General features: G+C 70.5%; 17 protein-coding genes. 3 read left to right on the plus strand and 14 right to left on the minus strand.

Translation table 11 applies throughout. The features are described 5' to 3' along the window. Nucleotides 1–928 precede the first annotated feature (928 nt). From glmS to tyrS, 3 genes are all read right to left on the minus strand, one after another. Complete coding sequence (gene glmS, locus LUU90_RS12145) at nucleotides 929–2,752, minus strand: glutamine--fructose-6-phosphate transaminase (isomerizing) (protein ID WP_275003691.1); 1,824 nt, start codon at nucleotides 2,750–2,752, stop codon at nucleotides 929–931. A gap of 38 nt (nucleotides 2,753–2,790) precedes the next feature. Further along, nucleotides 2,791–3,054, minus strand: coding sequence for a hypothetical protein (locus LUU90_RS12150; protein WP_275003692.1), 264 nt, complete (start codon nucleotides 3,052–3,054; stop codon nucleotides 2,791–2,793). 157 nt (nucleotides 3,055–3,211) lie between these two features. After that, a complete protein-coding gene (gene tyrS / locus LUU90_RS12155) occupies nucleotides 3,212–4,471 on the minus strand; it encodes a tyrosine--tRNA ligase (protein ID WP_275003693.1) in 1,260 nt (419 codons plus the stop codon). A gap of 261 nt (nucleotides 4,472–4,732) precedes the next feature. Between tyrS and LUU90_RS12160 the strand changes: the two genes are divergently transcribed. From LUU90_RS12160 to LUU90_RS12170, 3 genes are all read left to right on the plus strand, one after another. Then, nucleotides 4,733–6,103 (plus strand): MFS transporter, encoded by a 1,371-nt coding sequence (locus LUU90_RS12160; protein ID WP_275003694.1) that lies wholly within the window; start codon nucleotides 4,733–4,735, stop codon nucleotides 6,101–6,103. A 164-nt stretch (nucleotides 6,104–6,267) separates the two neighbouring features. Beyond that, nucleotides 6,268–7,251 (plus strand): ATP-grasp domain-containing protein, encoded by a 984-nt coding sequence (locus tag LUU90_RS12165; protein WP_275003695.1) that lies wholly within the window; start codon nucleotides 6,268–6,270, stop codon nucleotides 7,249–7,251. 173 nt (nucleotides 7,252–7,424) lie between these two features. Further along, nucleotides 7,425–7,667 (plus strand): hypothetical protein, encoded by a 243-nt coding sequence (locus LUU90_RS12170; RefSeq protein ID WP_275003696.1) that lies wholly within the window; start codon nucleotides 7,425–7,427, stop codon nucleotides 7,665–7,667. Nucleotides 7,668–7,680: 13 nt separating this feature from the next. Here LUU90_RS12170 and LUU90_RS12175 read toward each other — a convergent pair whose 3' ends face one another. The 11 genes from LUU90_RS12175 to argJ all read right to left on the minus strand — a co-directional run bounded on the left by LUU90_RS12175 (nucleotide 7,681) and on the right by argJ (nucleotide 18,597). Continuing rightward, nucleotides 7,681–8,412 carry a DNA-3-methyladenine glycosylase gene (locus tag LUU90_RS12175; protein ID WP_275003697.1) on the minus strand — a complete coding sequence of 244 codons (732 nt, stop codon included), beginning with the start codon at nucleotides 8,410–8,412 and terminating at the stop codon, nucleotides 7,681–7,683. Nucleotides 8,413–8,434: 22 nt separating this feature from the next. Continuing rightward, nucleotides 8,435–9,781 (minus strand): permease prefix domain 1-containing protein, encoded by a 1,347-nt coding sequence (locus LUU90_RS12180; RefSeq protein WP_275003698.1) that lies wholly within the window; start codon nucleotides 9,779–9,781, stop codon nucleotides 8,435–8,437. Next, a complete protein-coding gene (locus tag LUU90_RS12185; RefSeq protein ID WP_275003699.1) occupies nucleotides 9,781–10,143 on the minus strand; it encodes a PadR family transcriptional regulator in 363 nt (120 codons plus the stop codon). The genes LUU90_RS12180 and LUU90_RS12185 overlap by 1 nt, the downstream gene beginning before the upstream one ends. A 73-nt stretch (nucleotides 10,144–10,216) precedes the next feature. Then, on the minus strand, nucleotides 10,217–10,777 hold the full coding sequence (locus tag LUU90_RS12190; protein WP_275003700.1) for a uridine kinase family protein: 561 nt from the start codon (nucleotides 10,775–10,777) through the stop codon (nucleotides 10,217–10,219). A 117-nt stretch (nucleotides 10,778–10,894) separates the two neighbouring features. Then, nucleotides 10,895–12,403, minus strand: coding sequence for an argininosuccinate lyase (argH, locus tag LUU90_RS12195; protein WP_275003701.1), 1,509 nt, complete (start codon nucleotides 12,401–12,403; stop codon nucleotides 10,895–10,897). Continuing rightward, the gene (locus LUU90_RS12200) at nucleotides 12,400–13,629 is read right to left on the minus strand and encodes an argininosuccinate synthase (RefSeq protein ID WP_275003702.1); all 1,230 of its coding nucleotides are present in this window, start codon (nucleotides 13,627–13,629) and stop codon (nucleotides 12,400–12,402) included. Before LUU90_RS12200 ends, argH begins: the two co-directional genes overlap by 4 nt. Nucleotides 13,630–13,690: 61 nt before the next feature. Continuing rightward, complete coding sequence (locus tag LUU90_RS12205; protein ID WP_275003703.1) at nucleotides 13,691–14,200, minus strand: arginine repressor; 510 nt, start codon at nucleotides 14,198–14,200, stop codon at nucleotides 13,691–13,693. After that, complete coding sequence (gene argF / locus LUU90_RS12210) at nucleotides 14,200–15,147, minus strand: ornithine carbamoyltransferase (RefSeq protein ID WP_275003704.1); 948 nt, start codon at nucleotides 15,145–15,147, stop codon at nucleotides 14,200–14,202. The genes LUU90_RS12205 and argF overlap by 1 nt, the downstream gene beginning before the upstream one ends. Further along, nucleotides 15,144–16,478 carry an acetylornithine transaminase gene (locus tag LUU90_RS12215; RefSeq protein WP_275003705.1) on the minus strand — a complete coding sequence of 445 codons (1,335 nt, stop codon included), beginning with the start codon at nucleotides 16,476–16,478 and terminating at the stop codon, nucleotides 15,144–15,146. Before LUU90_RS12215 ends, argF begins: the two co-directional genes overlap by 4 nt. Continuing rightward, nucleotides 16,475–17,419 (minus strand): acetylglutamate kinase, encoded by a 945-nt coding sequence (argB, locus tag LUU90_RS12220; protein WP_275003706.1) that lies wholly within the window; start codon nucleotides 17,417–17,419, stop codon nucleotides 16,475–16,477. The genes LUU90_RS12215 and argB overlap by 4 nt, the downstream gene beginning before the upstream one ends. Further along, nucleotides 17,416–18,597: a bifunctional glutamate N-acetyltransferase/amino-acid acetyltransferase ArgJ gene (argJ, locus tag LUU90_RS12225; protein ID WP_275003707.1), complete on the minus strand. Its 1,182-nt coding sequence runs from the start codon at nucleotides 18,595–18,597 to the stop codon at nucleotides 17,416–17,418. The genes argB and argJ overlap by 4 nt, the downstream gene beginning before the upstream one ends. Between the last annotated feature and the right edge of the window lie 6 nt (nucleotides 18,598–18,603).

Consider the following 18,603-nt stretch of genomic DNA (forward strand, 5'->3'; position numbering starts at 1 on the left):
GAGCCAGGATCAAACTCTCCGTAAAAGAGAAACATCCACACCCACCCAAAAGGCGAGCATGAACAATGATACCGGCCAGATACAAATCTGATGATTTGTGTCCGTCCAAACAACCCCTCGCGACAATGCAACCCCACCAACCGGACGGTCAGCAAAGCCACACCCGACAAGGGTTAAAACATTTGGCATTGACTATCAAGCACACTGTTGAGTTCTCAAACAACCGACGCACACCGTCAAAGTCGCAATCTTTCCGATCGCTTCCCTGTCCGGGGCAGTTCCTCTAACTTACCAGGCTCATTCGGACTTTTCCAAATCCCCGCCGGCCTGCTGGCCGAGGGAATTCTTCGATCTTCCGAATGAATTCCGGTACCCATTTTAGCCACCGTGCGAAGCGTTAGCTTCGACGATCTGGCGAGGTAGGGACGCCTCCCAGCAGTTCGCGGCGCTAGCCGCTCGATCTGCCGTTCGGAGGCAACCTGTGTAACTTACCCTATCACGTTCCCCGCCGCAAGGATCCCGATCAGGATCCGAGTCTGGGAGGCGATCTGACAAGCCCCCGCCCAGTTCCGGAGCGCACAAGGCTACTACGAGATCTGGGTTGGTTTCCACCCCGGGACCGGCCAGTTGCGCTGTTCGCGCTTCCTGTCCGTGCCTCCCTGTCGGGCGAACAACCGGAACAGTACACAGCAACCAGCCCTCGCGCCAAATCGGCTCTTCCTGGGGCTCTGCGCCGCCCCAGGAACCGCCGGAGAACGGCCTGGAGCGCCCCTCGCGCGGGTCGCCGGCATGCCAGTGCCAGTGCCAGTGCCAGTGCCAGTGCCAGTGCACCACCGTGGTCCCACACTGGTGTCCCTTGTCCGGGCACAGCACGGCACGGCATGGCCCGCCGCGGCACGGACCAGCCATGCCGCAGCGGGCCCACCCGTCACTCCACGGTGACGGACTTGGCCAGGTTCCGCGGCTTGTCGACGTCGTGCCCGAGGGTCAGGGCCGCGTGGTACGCCAGCAGCTGCAGCGGCACCGTGAGGAGCAGGGGGTCGAGCTCCCGCTCGTTGCGGGGCACGTCGATCCGCTCGGCCTGCAGCTCACCCAGGTCGACGCCGGGATGCGTCACGACGACCAGCGGGCCGCCGCGGGCGGCGATCTCGTGCAGGGCCGCCACGTTGCGGTCGGTCAGCTCGTCGTCAGGAACGATGGCGACCGTGGGCACCTCGGGCGAGATGAGCGCGAGCGGCCCGTGCTTGAGCTCCGACATCTGGTACGCCTCGGCGTGCCGGTAGCTGATCTCCTTGAACTTCTGCGCGCCCTCGCGCGCGACCGGGTATCCGCGCACCCGGCCCACGAAGAACAGGCTCTCCGCCGTCGCGAGCGCCTTGGCTGCCTGCGCGATCCGCTCCTCACCCTCGAGCACCTGCTCGATCTGGGCCGGCAGGTTCTGCAGGCCGGCCACCAGACGGCGTCCGTCCGCGACGGACAGGTCCCGCACCCGCCCGAGCTGCAGGGCCAGCAGGGCGAAGCCCACGAACATCGTGGTGAGCGCCTTGGTGGAGGCGACGGCGATCTCCGGGCCGGCGTGGAGGTAGATCCCCCCGTCACAGGCGCGGGCGATCGCGGACCCGACCACGTTGACGAGGCCGATGACCCGGCCGCCCTTGCGCCGGATCTCCTCCACGGCCAGGAGCGTGTCGATGGTCTCGCCCGACTGGCTCACCGCCACGTACAGGGTGTCCGGCTCGATCACCGGGCTGCGGTACCGGAACTCGCTGGCGGCCTCGGCGTCGGCGGGGATGCGGGCGAGCTCCTCGATCAGCGAGGCGCCCATCTGTCCCACGTAGTACGCGGACCCGCAGCCCAGGATCTTGACCCGTCGGACGGCGCGCAGCTCGCGGGCGTCCATCTCGAGACCGCCCAGGTGGGCGGTGGCGAACCGCTCGTCGAGCCGCCCGCGCAGCGCGCGCTCCACGCTGGCCGGCTGCTCGAGCATCTCCGTGTACATGCGCGGGCGGCCGTCGACCAGCCCGTGCTCGTAGGCGCTGGGGTCGACGTCCACCTCGCGCGCCGTCGTCTGCGTCCGCGTCAGGTCGCGGCGGAACGTCGTGAAGCCTGACGCCGTGACGGTCGCCAGCTCGCCGTCGGTCAGGTGGGCCACCGTCGTGGTGTGGCGAACGAGCGCCGCCAGGTCGGAGGCCACGAACATCTCCTTGTCCCCCACCCCGACCAGCAGCGGGCTCCCGTTCCGGGCCACGACCACCCGGTCCGGGAAGTCCGCGTGCACCACCGCCAGGCCGTAGGTCCCCTCCACCGCGTCCAGGGCGTCGACGACCTTGCCCTCCAGCGTGTCGGCGGTGGACAGCGCGACGAGATGGGCGAACACCTCCGAGTCGGTGTCGCTCGCGAGCGTCACACCCTGGTCGACGAGGCGTGCGCGGAGTGCGGCGGCGTTGTCGACGATGCCGTTGTGCACCACCGCCACCGCGCCGCTCTCGTCGGTGTGCGGGTGGGCGTTGACGTCGGTCGCGGGGCCGTGCGTCGCCCAGCGGGTGTGGCCGATGCCCACCTGACCGGACATCCGCTTGGGCAGGACCTCGGCGAGGTCGCGGACCCGCCCCGCCCGCTTGGCCACCCGTGTCCTGGATCCGACGACGGCGACGCCCGCCGAGTCGTACCCTCGGTGCTCCAACCGCCCGAGCGCCTCGACGAGCAGCGGGGCCGCGTTCTGGCCGCCGACGTAACCAACTATTCCGCACATGCTGTTGCTCCTTCGGGGGTGTGTTCGTCCGAGCCGGCTCAGCCGTAGATCATCCGGCGCAGCTGCCGCTCGCTGAGCTGGGGTGCCGCGACGACGCGGTGCTCGAGCTCGGCGGCGATGCGCGCGAAGATTTCGGGGTTCTTGGCGCCGTGGGTCTTCAGCTCGGCATGCCGCCGGCGGACGACGTCCTCGACCGGCGTGGCGTAGTACGCGACGACGTCGCCGATCACCCTCGCCGCTTCGGCGGGTGTGAGTGCTGTGGTCGCCGCCACGTGGGCGACGAGGTCGGAAGACGTCCTCATGCCGACGAGCCTGACCCATCCGGATCGCCAATAGCAATTTCTTGCCCGGAATCGGGCAAGAATAGGCTCAACACAGTCTCCGGACATGCGAACGGCGGCCGCCCGCTTGTCAGCGAGCGACCGCCGTCGCGCTACCGGCACCCCCGGTCGGAGGACGTCACTCCGACGTCGCGACCGCCAGGGTCTTCTTGCCCCGGCGCAGCACGGCGTGCCTGCCGTGGAGCAGGTCCTCCGCCGTCAGGGCCTGGTCCTCGGCGGTGACCTTGACGTTGTTCACGTAGGCGCCGCCCTCCTTGACCGCACGGCGCGCCTCGCCCTTGGAGGCGACGATCCCCGAGCCCGCGAGCAGGTCGACGATCAGGTCACCGGCCTTGGCCGTCACGCGCGGCAGCTCGGACACCGCACCGTCGAGGGTGCGGGCGTCGAGGTCCTCGAGCGAACCGCGGCCGAACAGCGCCTGGCTCGCCGCGATGACCGCCTCCGTGGCATCGGCGCCGTGCACCAGTGTGGTGACGTCGCCCGCGAGCGCCTTCTGGGCCTCGCGGGCGAAGGGCCGCTCAGCCACCTCGCGTTCGAGTTCCGCGATCTCCTCGCGCGACCGGAACGTGAACACCTTGAGGTAGCTCACGACGTCGGCGTCGGCCTGGTTGAGCCAGAACTGGTAGAACGCGTACGGACTCGTCATGTCCGGGTCGAGCCAGACGGCGCCGCCCTCGGTCTTGCCGAACTTGGTGCCGTCCGCCTTGGTGATCAGCGGTGTCGTGAGCGCGTGCGCGCTCACCCCCTCCGCCTTGCGGATCAGCTCGACCCCAGCCAGCAGGTTGCCCCACTGGTCGTTGCCGCCCGTCTGCATGGTCACCCCGTGCCGCCGGTACAGCTCCAGGAAGTCCATGCCCTGCAGCACCTGGTAGCTGAACTCGGTGAAGCTGATGCCCTCGTCCGAACCCAGGCGCCGTGCCACCGTGTCCTTGGCCAGCATGGTGCTCATCCGGAAGTGCTTGCCGATGTCGCGCAGGAACGCGATCGCCGACAGGCCCGAGGTCCAGTCGAGGTTGTTCACCATCTTGGCCGCGTTCGGCCCGTCCCAGATGAGGAGCGGCTCGATCTGCTTGCGGATCCGCTCCACCCATCCGGCGACGACCTCAGGATCGTTGAGCGTGCGCTCGCCGGCCATCTTGGGGTCGCCGATGAGCCCGGTCGCGCCGCCGACCAGCGCGGTGGGGCGGTGCCCCGCGTCCTGCAACCGGCGCGCGGTCAGGATCTGGACCAGGTTGCCGATGTGCAGGGACGGCGCGGTGGGGTCGAAGCCCACGTAATAGTCCACGGTGCCCTCCGACAGTGCAGAACGCAGCGCGGCCTCGTCGGTGGACTGTGCCACCAGGCCTCGCCATTGCAGCTCGTCGAGGATGTCGGTCACCGTGGTTGCTCCTTGATCGTGTCTCGCGGCCAGGACAGGCCGTGAGTCATAGTCTGCCCGACGACGTGCGCAGGGCGCGCCAGGCGCGAGTCTTGACCTCAACCAAAGTTGAGGAACAAGGGTAGGGGCATGAGAACAGGCCCGCCCCGGCACACCCGGGGTATTCCCTACCCGATGAGTTCTGGCACGCCCCGTCGTCGGACGTTGCATGAACCTGAAAAAGCCTCTTCCTCCGGCCATCACGTCAGGCAGAGTTGAGCCATGAGCGACATCGACATGCCCCACTGGAAGCGGAACGTCGCGCTGTTCCTGACCGGACAGACCGTCTCCCTCCTCGGGTCGATGCTCGTGATGTTCGCGGTCATGTGGCACCTGACCATCGAGACCCGGTCCGGCGCGGTGCTCATGATGAGCATCGTGTTCGGCATGCTGCCGCAGGCGTTCATGTCGATCTTCGGCGGAGTGTGGGCCGACCGGCACTCGCGCAAGCTCCTGATCATGGGCGCCGACACGACGATCGCCGTCGTGACCCTCGGGCTGGCGCTGCTCATGCTCAGCGGCGTCGACGACCTGTGGGTCATCTACCTGGCGCTCGCCGTACGATCCGTGTTCGCCGGCATCCAGACGCCGGCGGTGGGCGCGATGATCCCCCAGATCACACCGGCCGACCAGCTGATGCGCGTCAACGGCATGTTCCAGTCCATCCAGTCCGGGATGATGCTGCTCGCGCCGGCCCTCGCCGCGGTGGTCTACGCGTCCTTCGACATCGTCGCGGTGTTCTTCGTCGACGCCGCGACCGCTTTGATCGGCGTGGGCATGCTCGCGATGGTCACCGTGCCGCGGCTTGTCCGGTCCGACGCCGAGAACGGTCCGGTCAGCTACTTCGGTGACCTCGTGGCGGGCGTGCGGTACATCGGCTCGAACGCCCCGGTGAAGTGGCTGGTCGCGCTGTTCGCGCTGGTCATGTTCCTGGTCGGGGCGCCGAGCTATCTGACGCCGCTGATGGTCACCCGCACCTTCGGCGACGAGGTGTGGAAGCTGACCGCCAACGAGCTGTTCTGGGGCGGCGGCATGCTGCTGGGCGGGCTGCTCATGGCCAGCTTCGGACCGCGGATCAAGCGCCGCGTGCGCCTCATGGTCGGCGCCGTGCTCCTGACAGGTGTGCTGGTCGCCGGCCTGGGTGTGTCCACGAACATGTGGGTGTTCTTCGGGCTCGGTCTGCTGATCGGCATCATGTTCTCCGCGCTCAACACCCCGGCGTTCACGATCATCCAGGAGCGGGTCGAGCCCGAGATGCAGGGCCGGGTGTTCGGCTTCGTCGGGATCGTCATGACGGTGGCGATGCCGCTGTCCATGGTCGTGTTCGGGCCGCTGGCCGACCGGTACTCCGTGCAGACGCTCCTGGTCCTCGCGGGCATCCTGCTGGTCGTCGTGCTGGGTGCGATCCTGGCGCTGCCTGCGGCCCGGCGCTCCCTCGCGCAGGTCGACACGGCGCCGGAACCGGCCGGCGAGACCGCCGCGGAGACCGGGGCGGACGGTGACGCGACCGGGGGGCCGATCGGCGACACGGTCGCGGAGACCGTCGGCGAGACGGTCGACGCCACCGCGGCGCCAGGACCCGAGCGCCGGTAGCCCGAGCGGCACGCGGACGGTGCCGGATCCGGAGGACCGCCGAGGCGGTCCGCGGTCCGGCACCGTCCACGGCTCGTGTGCCGCAGGACACAGCCGACCGGCGCGGACCGCATGCCAGTATTGATGTGTTCCATAGCCGGCAGCCGTGCGTTCGGAAGGTTCCTGTGAGCACCCCCAAGATCTATGCCCTGCACGAGAACCCCGAGTGGTTCCCGCCGTTCGCCGAGGCGTTCGCGGCCGAAGGTGTCGAGTACGAGGAGTGGGTGCTGACCGACGGGGTGCTCGACCTCGATGAGGCACCGCCGGAGGGCATCTTCTGGTCCCGCATCTCGGCGAGCAGCCACACGCGGGACCACGGCCTCACCAAGGACTACTCGCGCGCGGTGCTGTCCTGGCTGGAGGCGTACGGCCGCCGCACGGTCAACGGCCGCCGCGTGCTCGAGCTCGAGGTCAGCAAGGTGGACCAGCTCACGGCGCTGCGTGCCGCCGGGATCGACACGCCCCGCACGGTGGCCGCCGTCGGGCGGGACCAGGTGCTGAAGGCCGCGCAGGGCTTCCCCACCCCGTTCGTCACCAAGCACAACCAGGGCGGCAAGGGCCTCGGGGTGCGGAAGTTCGACTCGTTCGACGACCTCGCCGACCACGTCGGGTCCGACGAGTACGAGGAGCCGGTGGACGGCATCACGTTGATCCAGGAGTACGTCGTCGCGGCCGACGGCGGCATCACCCGCGTGGAGATCGTGGGCGGCGAGATGGTCTACGCCGTCCGCGGCGACACCGAGCGTGGCGGTTTTCAGCTCTGCCCGGCAGACGCCTGTGCCATCGACCCGGAGACCGGCCGTCCGATCCCGCCGGTCGGCGCGACCATCTCCATGGCACCCGACGAGGAATGGGGCCTGTTCTCCGAGCGCGAGGGCTACGACGACCCTGTGGTGGCCAGGTACCTCGAGTTCACGGAGCGGCACGGCATCGAGATCGCCGGCATCGAGAACATCCGGACCGCCGACGGCCGCGTCCTGACGTACGACGTGAACACCAACACGAACTACAACAGCGACGTCGAGCAGGGCACCGCACGGTCGGGCCCTCGCGAGATCGTGCGACACCTCGCCCGCGTGCTGCAGGAGACGTACCCCGGCAGCCGGTGAGATAGAGGGCTCCCGCACGTCGGGAGCCCCGACCGGCGCGGGCACTTCCCAACGCCAAGACCGTCGCAGGGCACTCGGTACGCTGGGTGCCCTGTTCGTCGTTCTACCTGATCTGCCTGGGCGAGACCGTTCACTTCTTCTCCGCGCCACGACAACCGGATGAGGCCAGCGGCATGAGCGACCACGACGGCGGGGGCTACGGTCCCCCGCAGGGCTACGGCGGCGGCAACAACGATCGAGGCCCCGGAGGTGGCGGCTTCCGCCCACCCGGCGGTGGTAGCGGCATGGGCCTCCTGGTTGTCGCACTTGTGGTCCTGTTCCTGTTCATCGCGTGCCAGGACCGGCAGGACGATGCGGCGCTCCCGGCGCACGAGTCCGGCGTTCAGCAGGTACGCCTTACGGATGCCGGCCCATGACCGCCCACGCCGCTCAGACGCGCAGGGGTGCGCGGCGGTAGACGGACACCGTCGGCTCGCCGTCCAGCCAGAGGCGCCAGGGGAACAGGTCGGCACGGCCTCCGTCGCCGCTCACGCCGACGCGCGGGCCCGTTCGGACGGCGGGGGTCTCGACAGGCTCGACCAGCGGACCGGGCTCGGCAAGCGGGTCACGCTCGGCAAGCGGGTCGGACTCTGCCGGCGAGCGGGGCTCGGCCGGCGGGCGGCTGAGCACCACCGCACCGTCGGGTGCGGTGACGTCGGCGCCGTCGTCGGACAGGTCGAGGGCCAGGGCGACCGCCAGGCGGGCCGGGCCGCGCGCGAGGTCGCGGTCGGTCCGCGCGACGCCGGAGGCGAGGCGGCGCGAGCGGGCCAGGTCTGCGCCGTCGACGACCTCTCCCGCCCGCAGCAGCACCGCCGACGCCTCCCCGTCCGGCCCGCACACGACGTTGACGCAGTGGTGCAGGCCCAGGTGGCGGTACACGTACAGCCGACCGGGCTCGCCGAACATCGTCGCGTTGCGCCGGGTGCGGCCGCGATAGGCGTGCGAGCCCGGGTCGGTGGCGCCGTCGTACGCCTCGACCTCGGTGAGGCGCAGGGAGACGACGCCGTCGGCGGTGCGCCGGGTGAGCGTGGCCCCCAGCAGGTCCCGGGCGACGTCGAGGACTGGCCGCGCGTACCAGTCCCTACCGGGAACACTGCCGGGGGCGCCGTCGGAAGAGCTCATGCTCCGATCATGCACGGACCCGCTACGCGAACGCGAAGACCGGCGGGAAGATCACGACCACCACCAGCGCCCACCCGGCGTACGCGGGCAGGTACCGGGTCTGCCACCGCTCGATCGGGTCGAACGGGCGCTTGCCCCGCAGGAACCCGACCGATAGCCAGGCCGACCAGGCCAGGTGCACCAGCAGCACCAGGTTCAGCCCCAGGGCCGCAGCCTTGTTGGCGCTGAACCCGAACTCGGCGATCCGGGTCAGCATGGCGCTCAGGGTGACCGCGTCGACGGCGAGCGCCGCGACCACGAGCACCAGCTGCAGCACGTCGAACAGCCCGGGCGGTGCGAGCGAGTCACGGGCGGAGATCGAGTAGAGCAGGAGGCACAGGACCAGCACGAGCACCATGTCCATGAGGATGAGCAGCTCGCGGTCGACGTCGAGCAGACCGCCGGTCGTCGCGAAGACGCCGAGGAAGACCAGCAGCATCACGATGGTCAGCGGCGTGAAGACGCGGGTCAGGACAGGCGCGATGTTCTCGACCACGTTCTGCTTGGCCTCGACGAGCCAGGCCGCGACGATGAGGGCGCCGGGCACGCAGAACGGCAGGATCCAGGACTCGAGGACCGGTTCGAAGTCGACGCCGACCAGAGAGAGGGTGCCGAGCGTGAGCCCGATCAGCACTCCCCCGCCGAGCGCGATCAGCACGAAGTAGATCGCGAGCTCGCCGGTGAAGCGGACGTAGTCCATCCGGCGCGCGTCCGACCGCCATCGGCCGCCCGCGTACGCGACCGAGATCAGCGCCCACAGGGCGACGATCGAGTGGCTGGCGGCGAGGAACAGGGTCGAGCCGTCCGGTTCGAACGGGTAGACGTTCAGGACCACCGCGAGCAGGGCGAACGGGAGAAGGAGCGCCGCGCCGACCCTCCAGGTCAGCTTGCGCTTCCAGGCGAAGTAGCCGGCGAGGAACGGGAGCACGAGCAGCCCGATGTTGCGCAGGACGACCATCTCGTCCGCGAACAGCTCGACCCCGATCTTGACCGCGGCACCCGCTCCGAGGGCGAGTGCCAGGACGACGCCGAGCTCGCGCCAGGACCGCGCACCGCCGTCGGACGGTTCGGGGACGAGCACGAGCTGCTTCCACAGCCGGTCGGAGTGCTCGCGGGCGAACTCACGGGAGACTTCGTCGAGGTTGCCCATGCGCTTGACCGAGACCAGGAACGCCTCGTCGTCGTCGAGCCCGGTGCGGGTCAGGTCGGTCACCTGTTCACGCAGGTGGTCCTCCATCTCCTCGACGTCGCTCGCCGAGATGGCCCGACGGCGCTGGACGTAGCCGCGCCACTGGTCGATCTGTGCCTCGAGCTCGGGGTTGGTGCTCATCATGCCCACCCTTCGGCGACGGTGGGCGGGCGCTGGACGTCCTGCCACACCTGCTTCAGGGCGTCGGCGACCACTGACCACTGCTGCTGCCGGTCGGCGAGGGTCTCCCTGCCGGCCTGCGTGATCGCGTAGTGCTTGCGGCGGCGGCCGGCCTCGGACGTGCCCCAGCTCGCCTCCACGTACCCGAGCCGCTCGAGACGGTGCAGGAGGGGGTAGAGCATGCCGTCGGTCCACTGCATGCGGCCGCCGGAGAGCTCGTTGACGCGCTTGACGATCGCGTAACCGTACGACTCGCCGTCGGCCAGGATGCCGAGGACGAGCGGTGTGGCCGACGCCGCGACCAGATCTTTGTCGATGTGCACAGCACTCCTATGCCTAGATCTTCTAGGGTTGAAACCCTAGCAGATCTAGGCCTAGCAGATCTATGTATCGGATCTACGCCTCGTCGAGCGGCTCGCCGAACCCGTCCAGCCGCACGTCAGCGCGCTCCCGGGTGTCCTCCCGCTCGTAGTGGCCGGCCTCGTCGGTCATCCAGCGCAGCCAGTGGTCGCGCGCATCCTCACCGTCCCGCTCCAGACCCCGGCGCAGCCGTTCGGCGTCGTCGGCCTCCACCCAGATGCGCAGCGCGCCCAGCGCGTCCACCTGGCGCGCGGCCGCGCCGCAGCCCTCCACCACCAGGTGGGCCGACCGCGGGACGTCGTGCCACTCGGCCCAGTCGTCCGCGTACCAGTCGTACCGCTGATACCGGACAGGCTCCCCCTCCGCCAGCGGGTCCAGGACCCACCGGCGGAGGTTCGCAGCCCCGGCGTCGGGCCCACCGGCCCAGCCCTCGTAGAGGTCGTCCATGTGGATCACAGGGGCTTCCAACGCGTCGGCCAGCTGGGCGGCCAGCGTCGTCTTGCCGGAACCGGCTGGTCCGTCGACGCACACGAGCCGCGCGTCGGCGGACCGGATCCGGTCCAGCAGCCCTCCAAGCACCCCAGGCGAAACACTCATCACACGACTCCCCACCGGGTTGATCCGCCAGCCCAGCGTTTGTGCCCGGAACCCACGTGGGTTCCGGGCACAAACGCTGGGCTGGCAGCGAAACGGACAGCGAAGCGGACAGGACTACTACGGCTGGGCCCAGAAGCGGTACTCCGTCGAGCGTTCCTTCGCCGCCTCGATCTGCTCCCGGACGCGCACCGGCGCGGTGCCACCCACGCCGTCGCGCGAGGCGAGCGAGCCCTCGACGGACAGCACGCCGCGCACCTCGGGCGTGAGGTGCGCCGAGATCGTGGCAAGGTCCTCGTCGGACAGGTCCCAGAGCTCGATGCCGCGCGCCTCGCACTCCTGCACGCACGCGCCCGCGACCTCGTGGGCGACCCGGAACGGGACGCCCTGCCGGACGAGCCATTCGGCGATGTCGGTGGCGAGCGAGAAGCCCTGCGGGGCGAGCTCCGCCATGCGGTCCGTGTCGAAGACCATCGTCCGCACCATGCCCGAGAAGGCGGGCAGCACCGTCGTGAGCGTCGCGACCTGGTCGAACACGGGCTCCTTGTCCTCCTGCAGGTCGCGGTTGTACGCGAGCGGGAGGCCCTTGAGCGTGGTGAGCAGCCCCACGAGGTCGCCGATCACCCGGCCGGCCTTGCCACGAGCGAGCTCGGCGATGTCCGGGTTCTTCTTCTGCGGCATGATCGACGAGCCCGTCGAGTACGCGTCGTCCAGGCGGACGAACCCGAACTCCTTCGTGTTCCAGAGGATCACCTCCTCCGCGATCCGCGACAGGTCGACGGCGATCATCGCCGCGACGAACGCGAACTCCGCCGCCACGTCACGCGATGCCGTGCCGTCGATGGAGTTCTCGACGGGGCCGCCCTCCAGGCCCAGGTCAGCGGCCACCGCCGCCGGGTCCAGGCCGAGGGACGAGCCTGCGAGCGCACCAGAGCCGTAGGGCGACTTCGAGGCCCGCACGTCCCAGTCGATGAACCGGTCGACGTCACGCAGCAGCGGCCAGGCGTGCGCCAGCAGGTGGTGCGCCAGCAGCACGGGCTGGGCGTGCTGCAGGTGGGTGCGGCCCGGCATGGGTGCGTCGCCCGCGGCGTCCGCCTGGGTGATCAGCTCGTCCACCAGGTCCAGCACCTGCGCGGCGATGACCCTCGCCTGGTCGCGCAGGTAGAGCCGCACCAGCGTGGCGATCTGGTCGTTGCGGGACCGGCCGGCGCGGAGCTTGCCGCCCAGCTCGTCCCCCGCGCGCTCCAGCAGGCCGCGCTCGAGGGCGGTGTGCACATCCTCGTCGTCGAGCACCGGGAGGAACGCGCCCGAGGCGACGTCCTGCTCCAGCATGTCCAGGGCGTCGATCATCCGGGCGAGCTCCGGCCCCGTGAGCAGGTCGGCGCCCGCCAGGACCCGGGCGTGCGCCTTCGAGCCGGCGATGTCGTAGGGCGCGAGCTTCCAGTCGAAGTGCGTCGACTGGGAGAGCGCGGCCAGCTCCGGCGCCGGCCCGCCGGCGAACCGGCCGCCCCAGAGGGCGACCTTCTCGCCGGAGTGCGCGCCGACGGTGCCGGACGCCGACTGCTCGACGTCCTTGCCTGCGCCGTCGTTACCGGCGCCGTCCTGCCCTGTGCCGTCGTGCTCCGTCACAGTGCCCCGACCCCCAGGTCCACGCCGTTGCCGAACTTCTCGTCCCGCGCAGCGGCGAGCTTCGCGGTGAGACCGTAGATCTCGATGAACCCGCGGGCCTGCGACTGGTCGAACGCGTCGCCCTCGTCGTAGGTCGCGAGGTTGAAGTCGTACAGCGACTGCTCCGAGCGGCGTCCGGTCACGGTGGCCCGGCCGCCGTGCAGCACCATGCGGATCTCCCCGGAGACGTACTTCTGGGTGTCGTCGATGAAGACGTCGAGCGACTTCTTCAGCGGCGAGAACCACATGCCGTCGTACACGAGCTCGCTCCAGCGCTGCTCCACCTGCCGCTTGAAGCGCGCCTGCTCGCGCTCGATCGTCACGTTCTCCAGCTCCTGGTGCGCGGCGATCAGCGCGATCGCACCGGGAGCCTCGTAGACCTCGCGGGACTTGATGCCCACGAGCCGGTCCTCGACGATGTCGATGCGGCCGACACCCTGCGCGCCGGCGCGGCGGTTCATCTCCTGGATCGCCTGCAGCGGCGTGACGGCGACGCCGTCGATCGCCACGGGGACGCCCTGCTCGAAGGTGAGGATGACCTCGTCCGCCACCGGCGGGAAGGTCGGGTCGTCCGTGTAGGAGTAGACGTCCTTGGTGGGCTCGTTCCAGATGTCCTCGAGGAAGCCCGTCTCGACGGCGCGGCCCCACACGTTCTGGTCGATGGAGAAGGGGTTCTTCTTCGTCGTCGCGATGGGCAGGTCGTGCTTCTCCGCGTAGTCGATGGCCTTCTCGCGGGTCAGCGCGAGGTCGCGCACCGGGGCGATCGACTTCAGGTCGGGCGCGAGCGAGGTGGTGGCCACCTCGAACCGGACCTGGTCGTTGCCCTTGCCGGTGCAGCCGTGCGCCACGGTCGAGGCGCCGAACTGGCGGGCCGCGCGCACCATGTGCTTCACGATGACCGGCCGGGAGATGGCGGAGACCAGCGGGTAGCGGTCGAGGTACATGCCGTTGGCCCGCAGGGCGGGCATGCAGTACTCCGCAGCGAACTCGTCGCGCGCGTCGGCGATGTACGCCTCGACGGCGCCGCAGTCCAGCGCGCGCTGGCGGATGACGTTCATGTCCTCGCCGCCCTGGCCGACGTCGACGGCCACGGCGACCACCTCGGCCCCTGTGGCCTCGGCGATCCAGCCGATGGCGACGGAGGTGTCCAGGCCGCCCGAGTAGGCGAGCACGACGCGTTCAGTCATGATTGACGATCTCTTTCCGGTGGTGGTGTCATTACGATGCTTGTCTGCCTGCAGACAATCTTCAGGTGCTGAGCGCGAGGAAGCGTCCCGCCAGCGCGGCGCCGTCGGCGTCCCGCGCTATGACGAGGATCGTGTCGTCGCCCGCGATGGTGCCGAGCATCCCCGGGAACACCGAGTGGTCGATCGCCGAGGCCAGCAGGTTCGCTGCCCCCGGCGGGGTTCGGAGCACCACGAGGTTGCCCGACGACTCGGCCGAGACCAGCAGCTCCTTGGCCAGCCGGGCCAGTCGCGCGGACAAGTACTCCTCGCTCGCGTCCGACTGTGTGCTGCGGTCCCCGCCCTCACCGGGAACCGCGTAGACGAGCGCGCCGTCCGAGCCGCGCACCTTCTCGGCCTGCAGCTCGATGAGATCACGCGAGAGCGTGCCCTGCGTGACGCTCACGCCGTCGGCCGCCAGCGCGTCGGCCAGCTCCGCCTGGGAATGGATGGCGTTGCGGAGCACGATCTCGATGATGCGGGCGTGCCGGGCGGCCTTCGTGGTCGCGGTGGTCGCCGTCTGTCGTGTGACCATCAGCCCTGCTCCAGCAGCCAGGCCAGCAGCGCCTTCTGCGCGTGCAGGCGGTTCTCGGCCTCGTCCCAGACCACCGACTGCGGGCCGTCGATCACGTCGGCGGTGATCTCCTTGCCGCGGTAGGCGGGCAGGCAGTGCAGCACCAGGGCGTGCGGGGCGGCGCTCGCGAGCAGCTTTGCGTTCAGCTGGTAGTCCCAGAACGGCTTGGCGCGCTCCTCGGCCTCGTCCTCGTCACCCATCGACACCCAGGTGTCGGTGGCCACGACGTCGGCCCCCGCGACCGCCTCCTTGGCCGACGTCGTCACGGTCACCGACCCGCCCGTCTCGCCGGCGATCTCACGCGCCCGGGCGACCATCGCGGCGTCGGGCAGGAAGCCATCCGGGCCGGCCACCCGCACGTGCATGCCGGCCGTCGCGCCGCCCAGCAGGTACGAGTTCGCCATGTTGTTGGCGGCGTCGCCCACGTAGGCGAACGTGCTGCCCGGGAGCGCGTCGAGCCCGCGGTGCTGCGCCACCGTGAGCAGGTCCGCGAGGATCTGGCACGGGTGGAAGTCGTCGGTCAGGGCGTTGATGATCGGCACACGCGAGACGGCGGCCATCTCCTCGATGCGGTCCTGGCCGAACGTGCGCCACACGATGGCGGAGACCTGCCGGTCGAGGACCCGTGTGGTGTCGGCGATGGACTCGCGCACACCGATCCTGGCGAGGTTGCCGTCCACGACAAGCGGGAATCCCCCGAGCTCGGCGATACCCGCCGCGAACGACACCTGGGTGCGCAGCGTCGGCTTGTCCGTGATGAACGCGACGGCGCGCGGACCCTCCAGGGGGCGCCGGCCGTCCTTCGACAGGCTCAGGTACCTGTCCTCGCGCAGGGCGAGGCCGAGCTCCAGGACGGCCTTCTGCTCGGCCGGCGTCAGGTCGTCGTCGCGCAGGAAGTGGCGGGTCATGCGTCGTCCTCCTCGGACTGGTCGGAAGGGGTCTCGACAGGCTCGACCACCGGAGGAACAGGCTCGACCGCCAGGGTCGCGAAGAAGCGCGCGGCGTCCATCGCCTGCTCGGCGGTCAGGATCAGGGGCGGCGCGAGCCGGATGGCGTCGGGGGCCACGGCGTTCACGATGAACCCGGCCTCCAGGGCCGCCCTGGCCACCTGCGGCGCCACGGGCTCGTGGAGCACGATCGCGAGCAGCAGACCACGCCCGCGGACCTCCTTCACGAGCGGGCTTCCGCACATCTCGATCTCCTGGCGCAGCAGCGCCCCGACCTCGCGCACGTTGGCCAGCAGGCCGTCCCGCTCGATCACGCCGATGGTCGTGAGCGCTGCCGCCGCGGCCACGGGGTTGCCGCCGAACGTGCTGCCGTGCTGCCCACGTCCGAGCAGGTTCGCGGCGGCGCCGTACGCGATCACCGCGCCGACGGGGAAGCCGCCGCCGAGACCCTTGGCGACCGTGACGACGTCGGGCACTATGCCCCCGCCGATCTCGGGCTGCTGGTAGGCGAACCAGGAGCCGCACCGGCCCATGCCGGTCTGGACCTCGTCCAGCACGAGCAGCGCGCCGTGCGTGGTGGTGAGCCGGCGGGCGGCCGCGAGGTAGCCCGGCGGCAGGGACCGCACGCCGGCCTCACCCTGCACGGGCTCGACGACCAGTGCCGCCACCTCGCCGCGCTCGGCGATCGCCTGCGGCGAGAACGCCGCGTCCAGGGCGGCGAGATCACCGAACGGCAGGTGCTCGACACCGCCGGGCAGCGGCTCGAAGGGCTCCCGGTAGGCAGGCTTCGCGGTCAGCGCGAGGGCGCCCATCGTCCGTCCGTGGAAGGCGCCCTCCAGCGCGAGCACCCGCGTGCGGGTCCCCACCCCGGACGACGACGCGACCCGGCGCGTCATCTTGAACGCCGCCTCGACCGCCTCGGTGCCCGAGTTCGTCAGGAACACCCGCGACCCGTCCGGCGCCTCGGCCGCGCGCAGCAGCGTCTCGGCGAGCGCGATCTGGGCGGGGGTGCCGAAGAAGTTCGAGACGTGCCCGAGCGTGCCCAGCTGGGCGCTGATCGCCGCGGTGAGGGTCGGGTGGGCGTGGCCCAGCGAGTTCACCGCGATGCCGCCGAGCAGGTCGAGGTACCGCTTGCCGTCCGCGTCCCACACGTACGCGCCCTCACCACGCACCAGCACCCGCTGCGGCGGGCCGAACGTGTCCATCACCGCGCCCGTGTACCGCTCGGTCCACGCGGCGACCGAGCCGTTGGCGGACAGAGCCGAGGCGTCCTGGGGGATCACCGTGCTCATGCGTTGCTGCCCCTCTCCAGGGTCCCGACAGGCTCGACCTGTGGTGCGGCCGGGACGACCATCGTGCCGTTGCCCCGCGTGGTGAAGACCTCGAGCAGCACGCTGTGCGGCTGCCGGCCGTCGATGACCGTCGCGGCGGCCACGCCGCCCTCGACCGCGCGCAGGCACGCCTCCATCTTCGGCACCATCCCGGACTCCAGGCTGGGCAGCAGCTCGGACAGCTCGGGCGCCGTGATCCGCTCCACCAGCGAGCCCCTGTCGGGCCACGAGGTGTACAGCCCCTCGACGTCCGTCAGCACGATGAGCTTCTTGGCGCCCAGGGCCACCGCGAGCGCCGAGGCCGCGGTGTCCGCGTTGACGTTCAGCACCTGGGTGGGGTCGTCCTTGTCGGGGGCGATGGTGGACACCACGGGGATACGGCCGGCCTGCAGCAGGTCCTCCACGGCGCGCGGGTCGACCTGGACGACGTCGCCCACGAGGCCGACGTCGACGGGCTCGCCGTCCACGACGGCGTGGCGGCGCTCGGCGCCGAGCAGGCCGCCGTCCTCGCCGGACAGGCCGACGGCGACCGGGCCGTGGGCGTTGATCAGGCCGACCAGCTCGCGGCTGACCTGGCCGGTCAGGACCATGCGGACCACTTCCATGGCCTCGGGTGTGGTGACGCGCAGTCCGCCCTTGAACTCGGAGGCGATGCCGAGACGGTCGAGCATCGCGTTGATCTGCGGTCCCCCGCCGTGCACGACGACGGGCCGCAGCCCCACCTGCCGCAGGAACACCATGTCCTGGGCGAAGGCGGCCTTGAGCCCGGCGTCGAGCATCGCGTTGCCGCCGTACTTGACGACGACGAGCGCGCCGGAGAACTCGCGCAGCCAGGGCAGGGCCTCGATGAGGACCTCGGCCTTCTGGTCGGGCCGCAGCCCGTTGACGATGTCGCTGCTCATGAGCTGTACGCGCTGTTCTCGTGGACGTAGTCGTGCGTGAGGTCGTTGGTCCAGAGTGTGATCTCGGCGTCGCCGGCATGCAGGTCGATGGTGAACGTGACGTCGCGCGCCGCGGCCATGTCGACCTTCTCCGGCGGTTCGTGGGCGCCGCCCGCCTTGCAGACGAGCACGCCGTTGATGCTCACGTCGAGCTCGGCCGGGTCGAACGGCGCGACCTCCTCCGGCACGGTGCCGACCTGGGACAGGATGCGGCCCCAGTTGGGGTCGTTGCCGAAGACCGCTGCCTTGACCAGGTTGGACCGGCTCACGGCGCGGGCGACGGCGAGCGCCGCGTCCTCGGTGGTGGCGTTCGTGACGGTGATGGCGATGTCGTGGGAGGCACCCTCGGCGTCGGCCACGAGCTGGCGCGCGAGGTCGGCGCAGATCGCCGTGACGGCCTCGGTGAGCACGTCCAGGTCCGGCAGCACGCCCGTGGCGCCCGAGGCCATCAGGACCACGGTGTCGGAGGTGGACATGGCGCCGTCGGAGTCGACGCGGTCGAAGGTGACCCGGGTCGCGGCGCGCAGGGCGGCGTCGGCGTCCGCGGCGTCGACGACGGCGTCGGTGGTCACCACGCACAGCATCGTCGCGAGGGCGGGCGCGAGCATGCCGGCGCCCTTGGCCATGCCGCCCACCGTGAAGGTGCCCTGCGGGGTCTCGACGGTGCGGACCGCCGTCTTCGCGACCGTGTCGGTGGTCATGATGGCGGTGGCGGCGGCCGTGCCCGCTGCGTCGTCGGACGCGAGGGTGCCGACGGCGACGGGGATGCCCGCCAGGAGCTTGTCGGCGGCCAGCCGCACGCCGATCAGCCCGGTCGACGCCACCAGCACGTCGATGGCGCCGATCCCGAGCTCCTCGGCGACCTTCTCCGCGGTGGCGTGCGCGTCCTGGAACCCGCCCGGGCCGGTGCACACGTTGGCGCCGCCGGAGTTGAGCACCACCGCGCGGGCGACGCCGTCCTTGACCGCCTGACGCGACCACATCACGGGCGCACCGACCACGCGGTTGCTCGTGAACACCGCGGCGGCGGTGTGCTCGGGGCCGTCGTTGACGACGAGTGCCAGGTCCGGTGTACCGGACGCCTTGAGGCCGGCCGTGACCCCTGCCGCCCGGAACCCTTGTGCTGCGGTGACGCTCACTGTGCT

Origin of the sequence: Promicromonospora iranensis (assembly GCF_028994775.1) — a bacterium.
GTDB classification, from domain to species: domain Bacteria; phylum Actinomycetota; class Actinomycetes; order Actinomycetales; family Cellulomonadaceae; genus Promicromonospora; species Promicromonospora iranensis_A.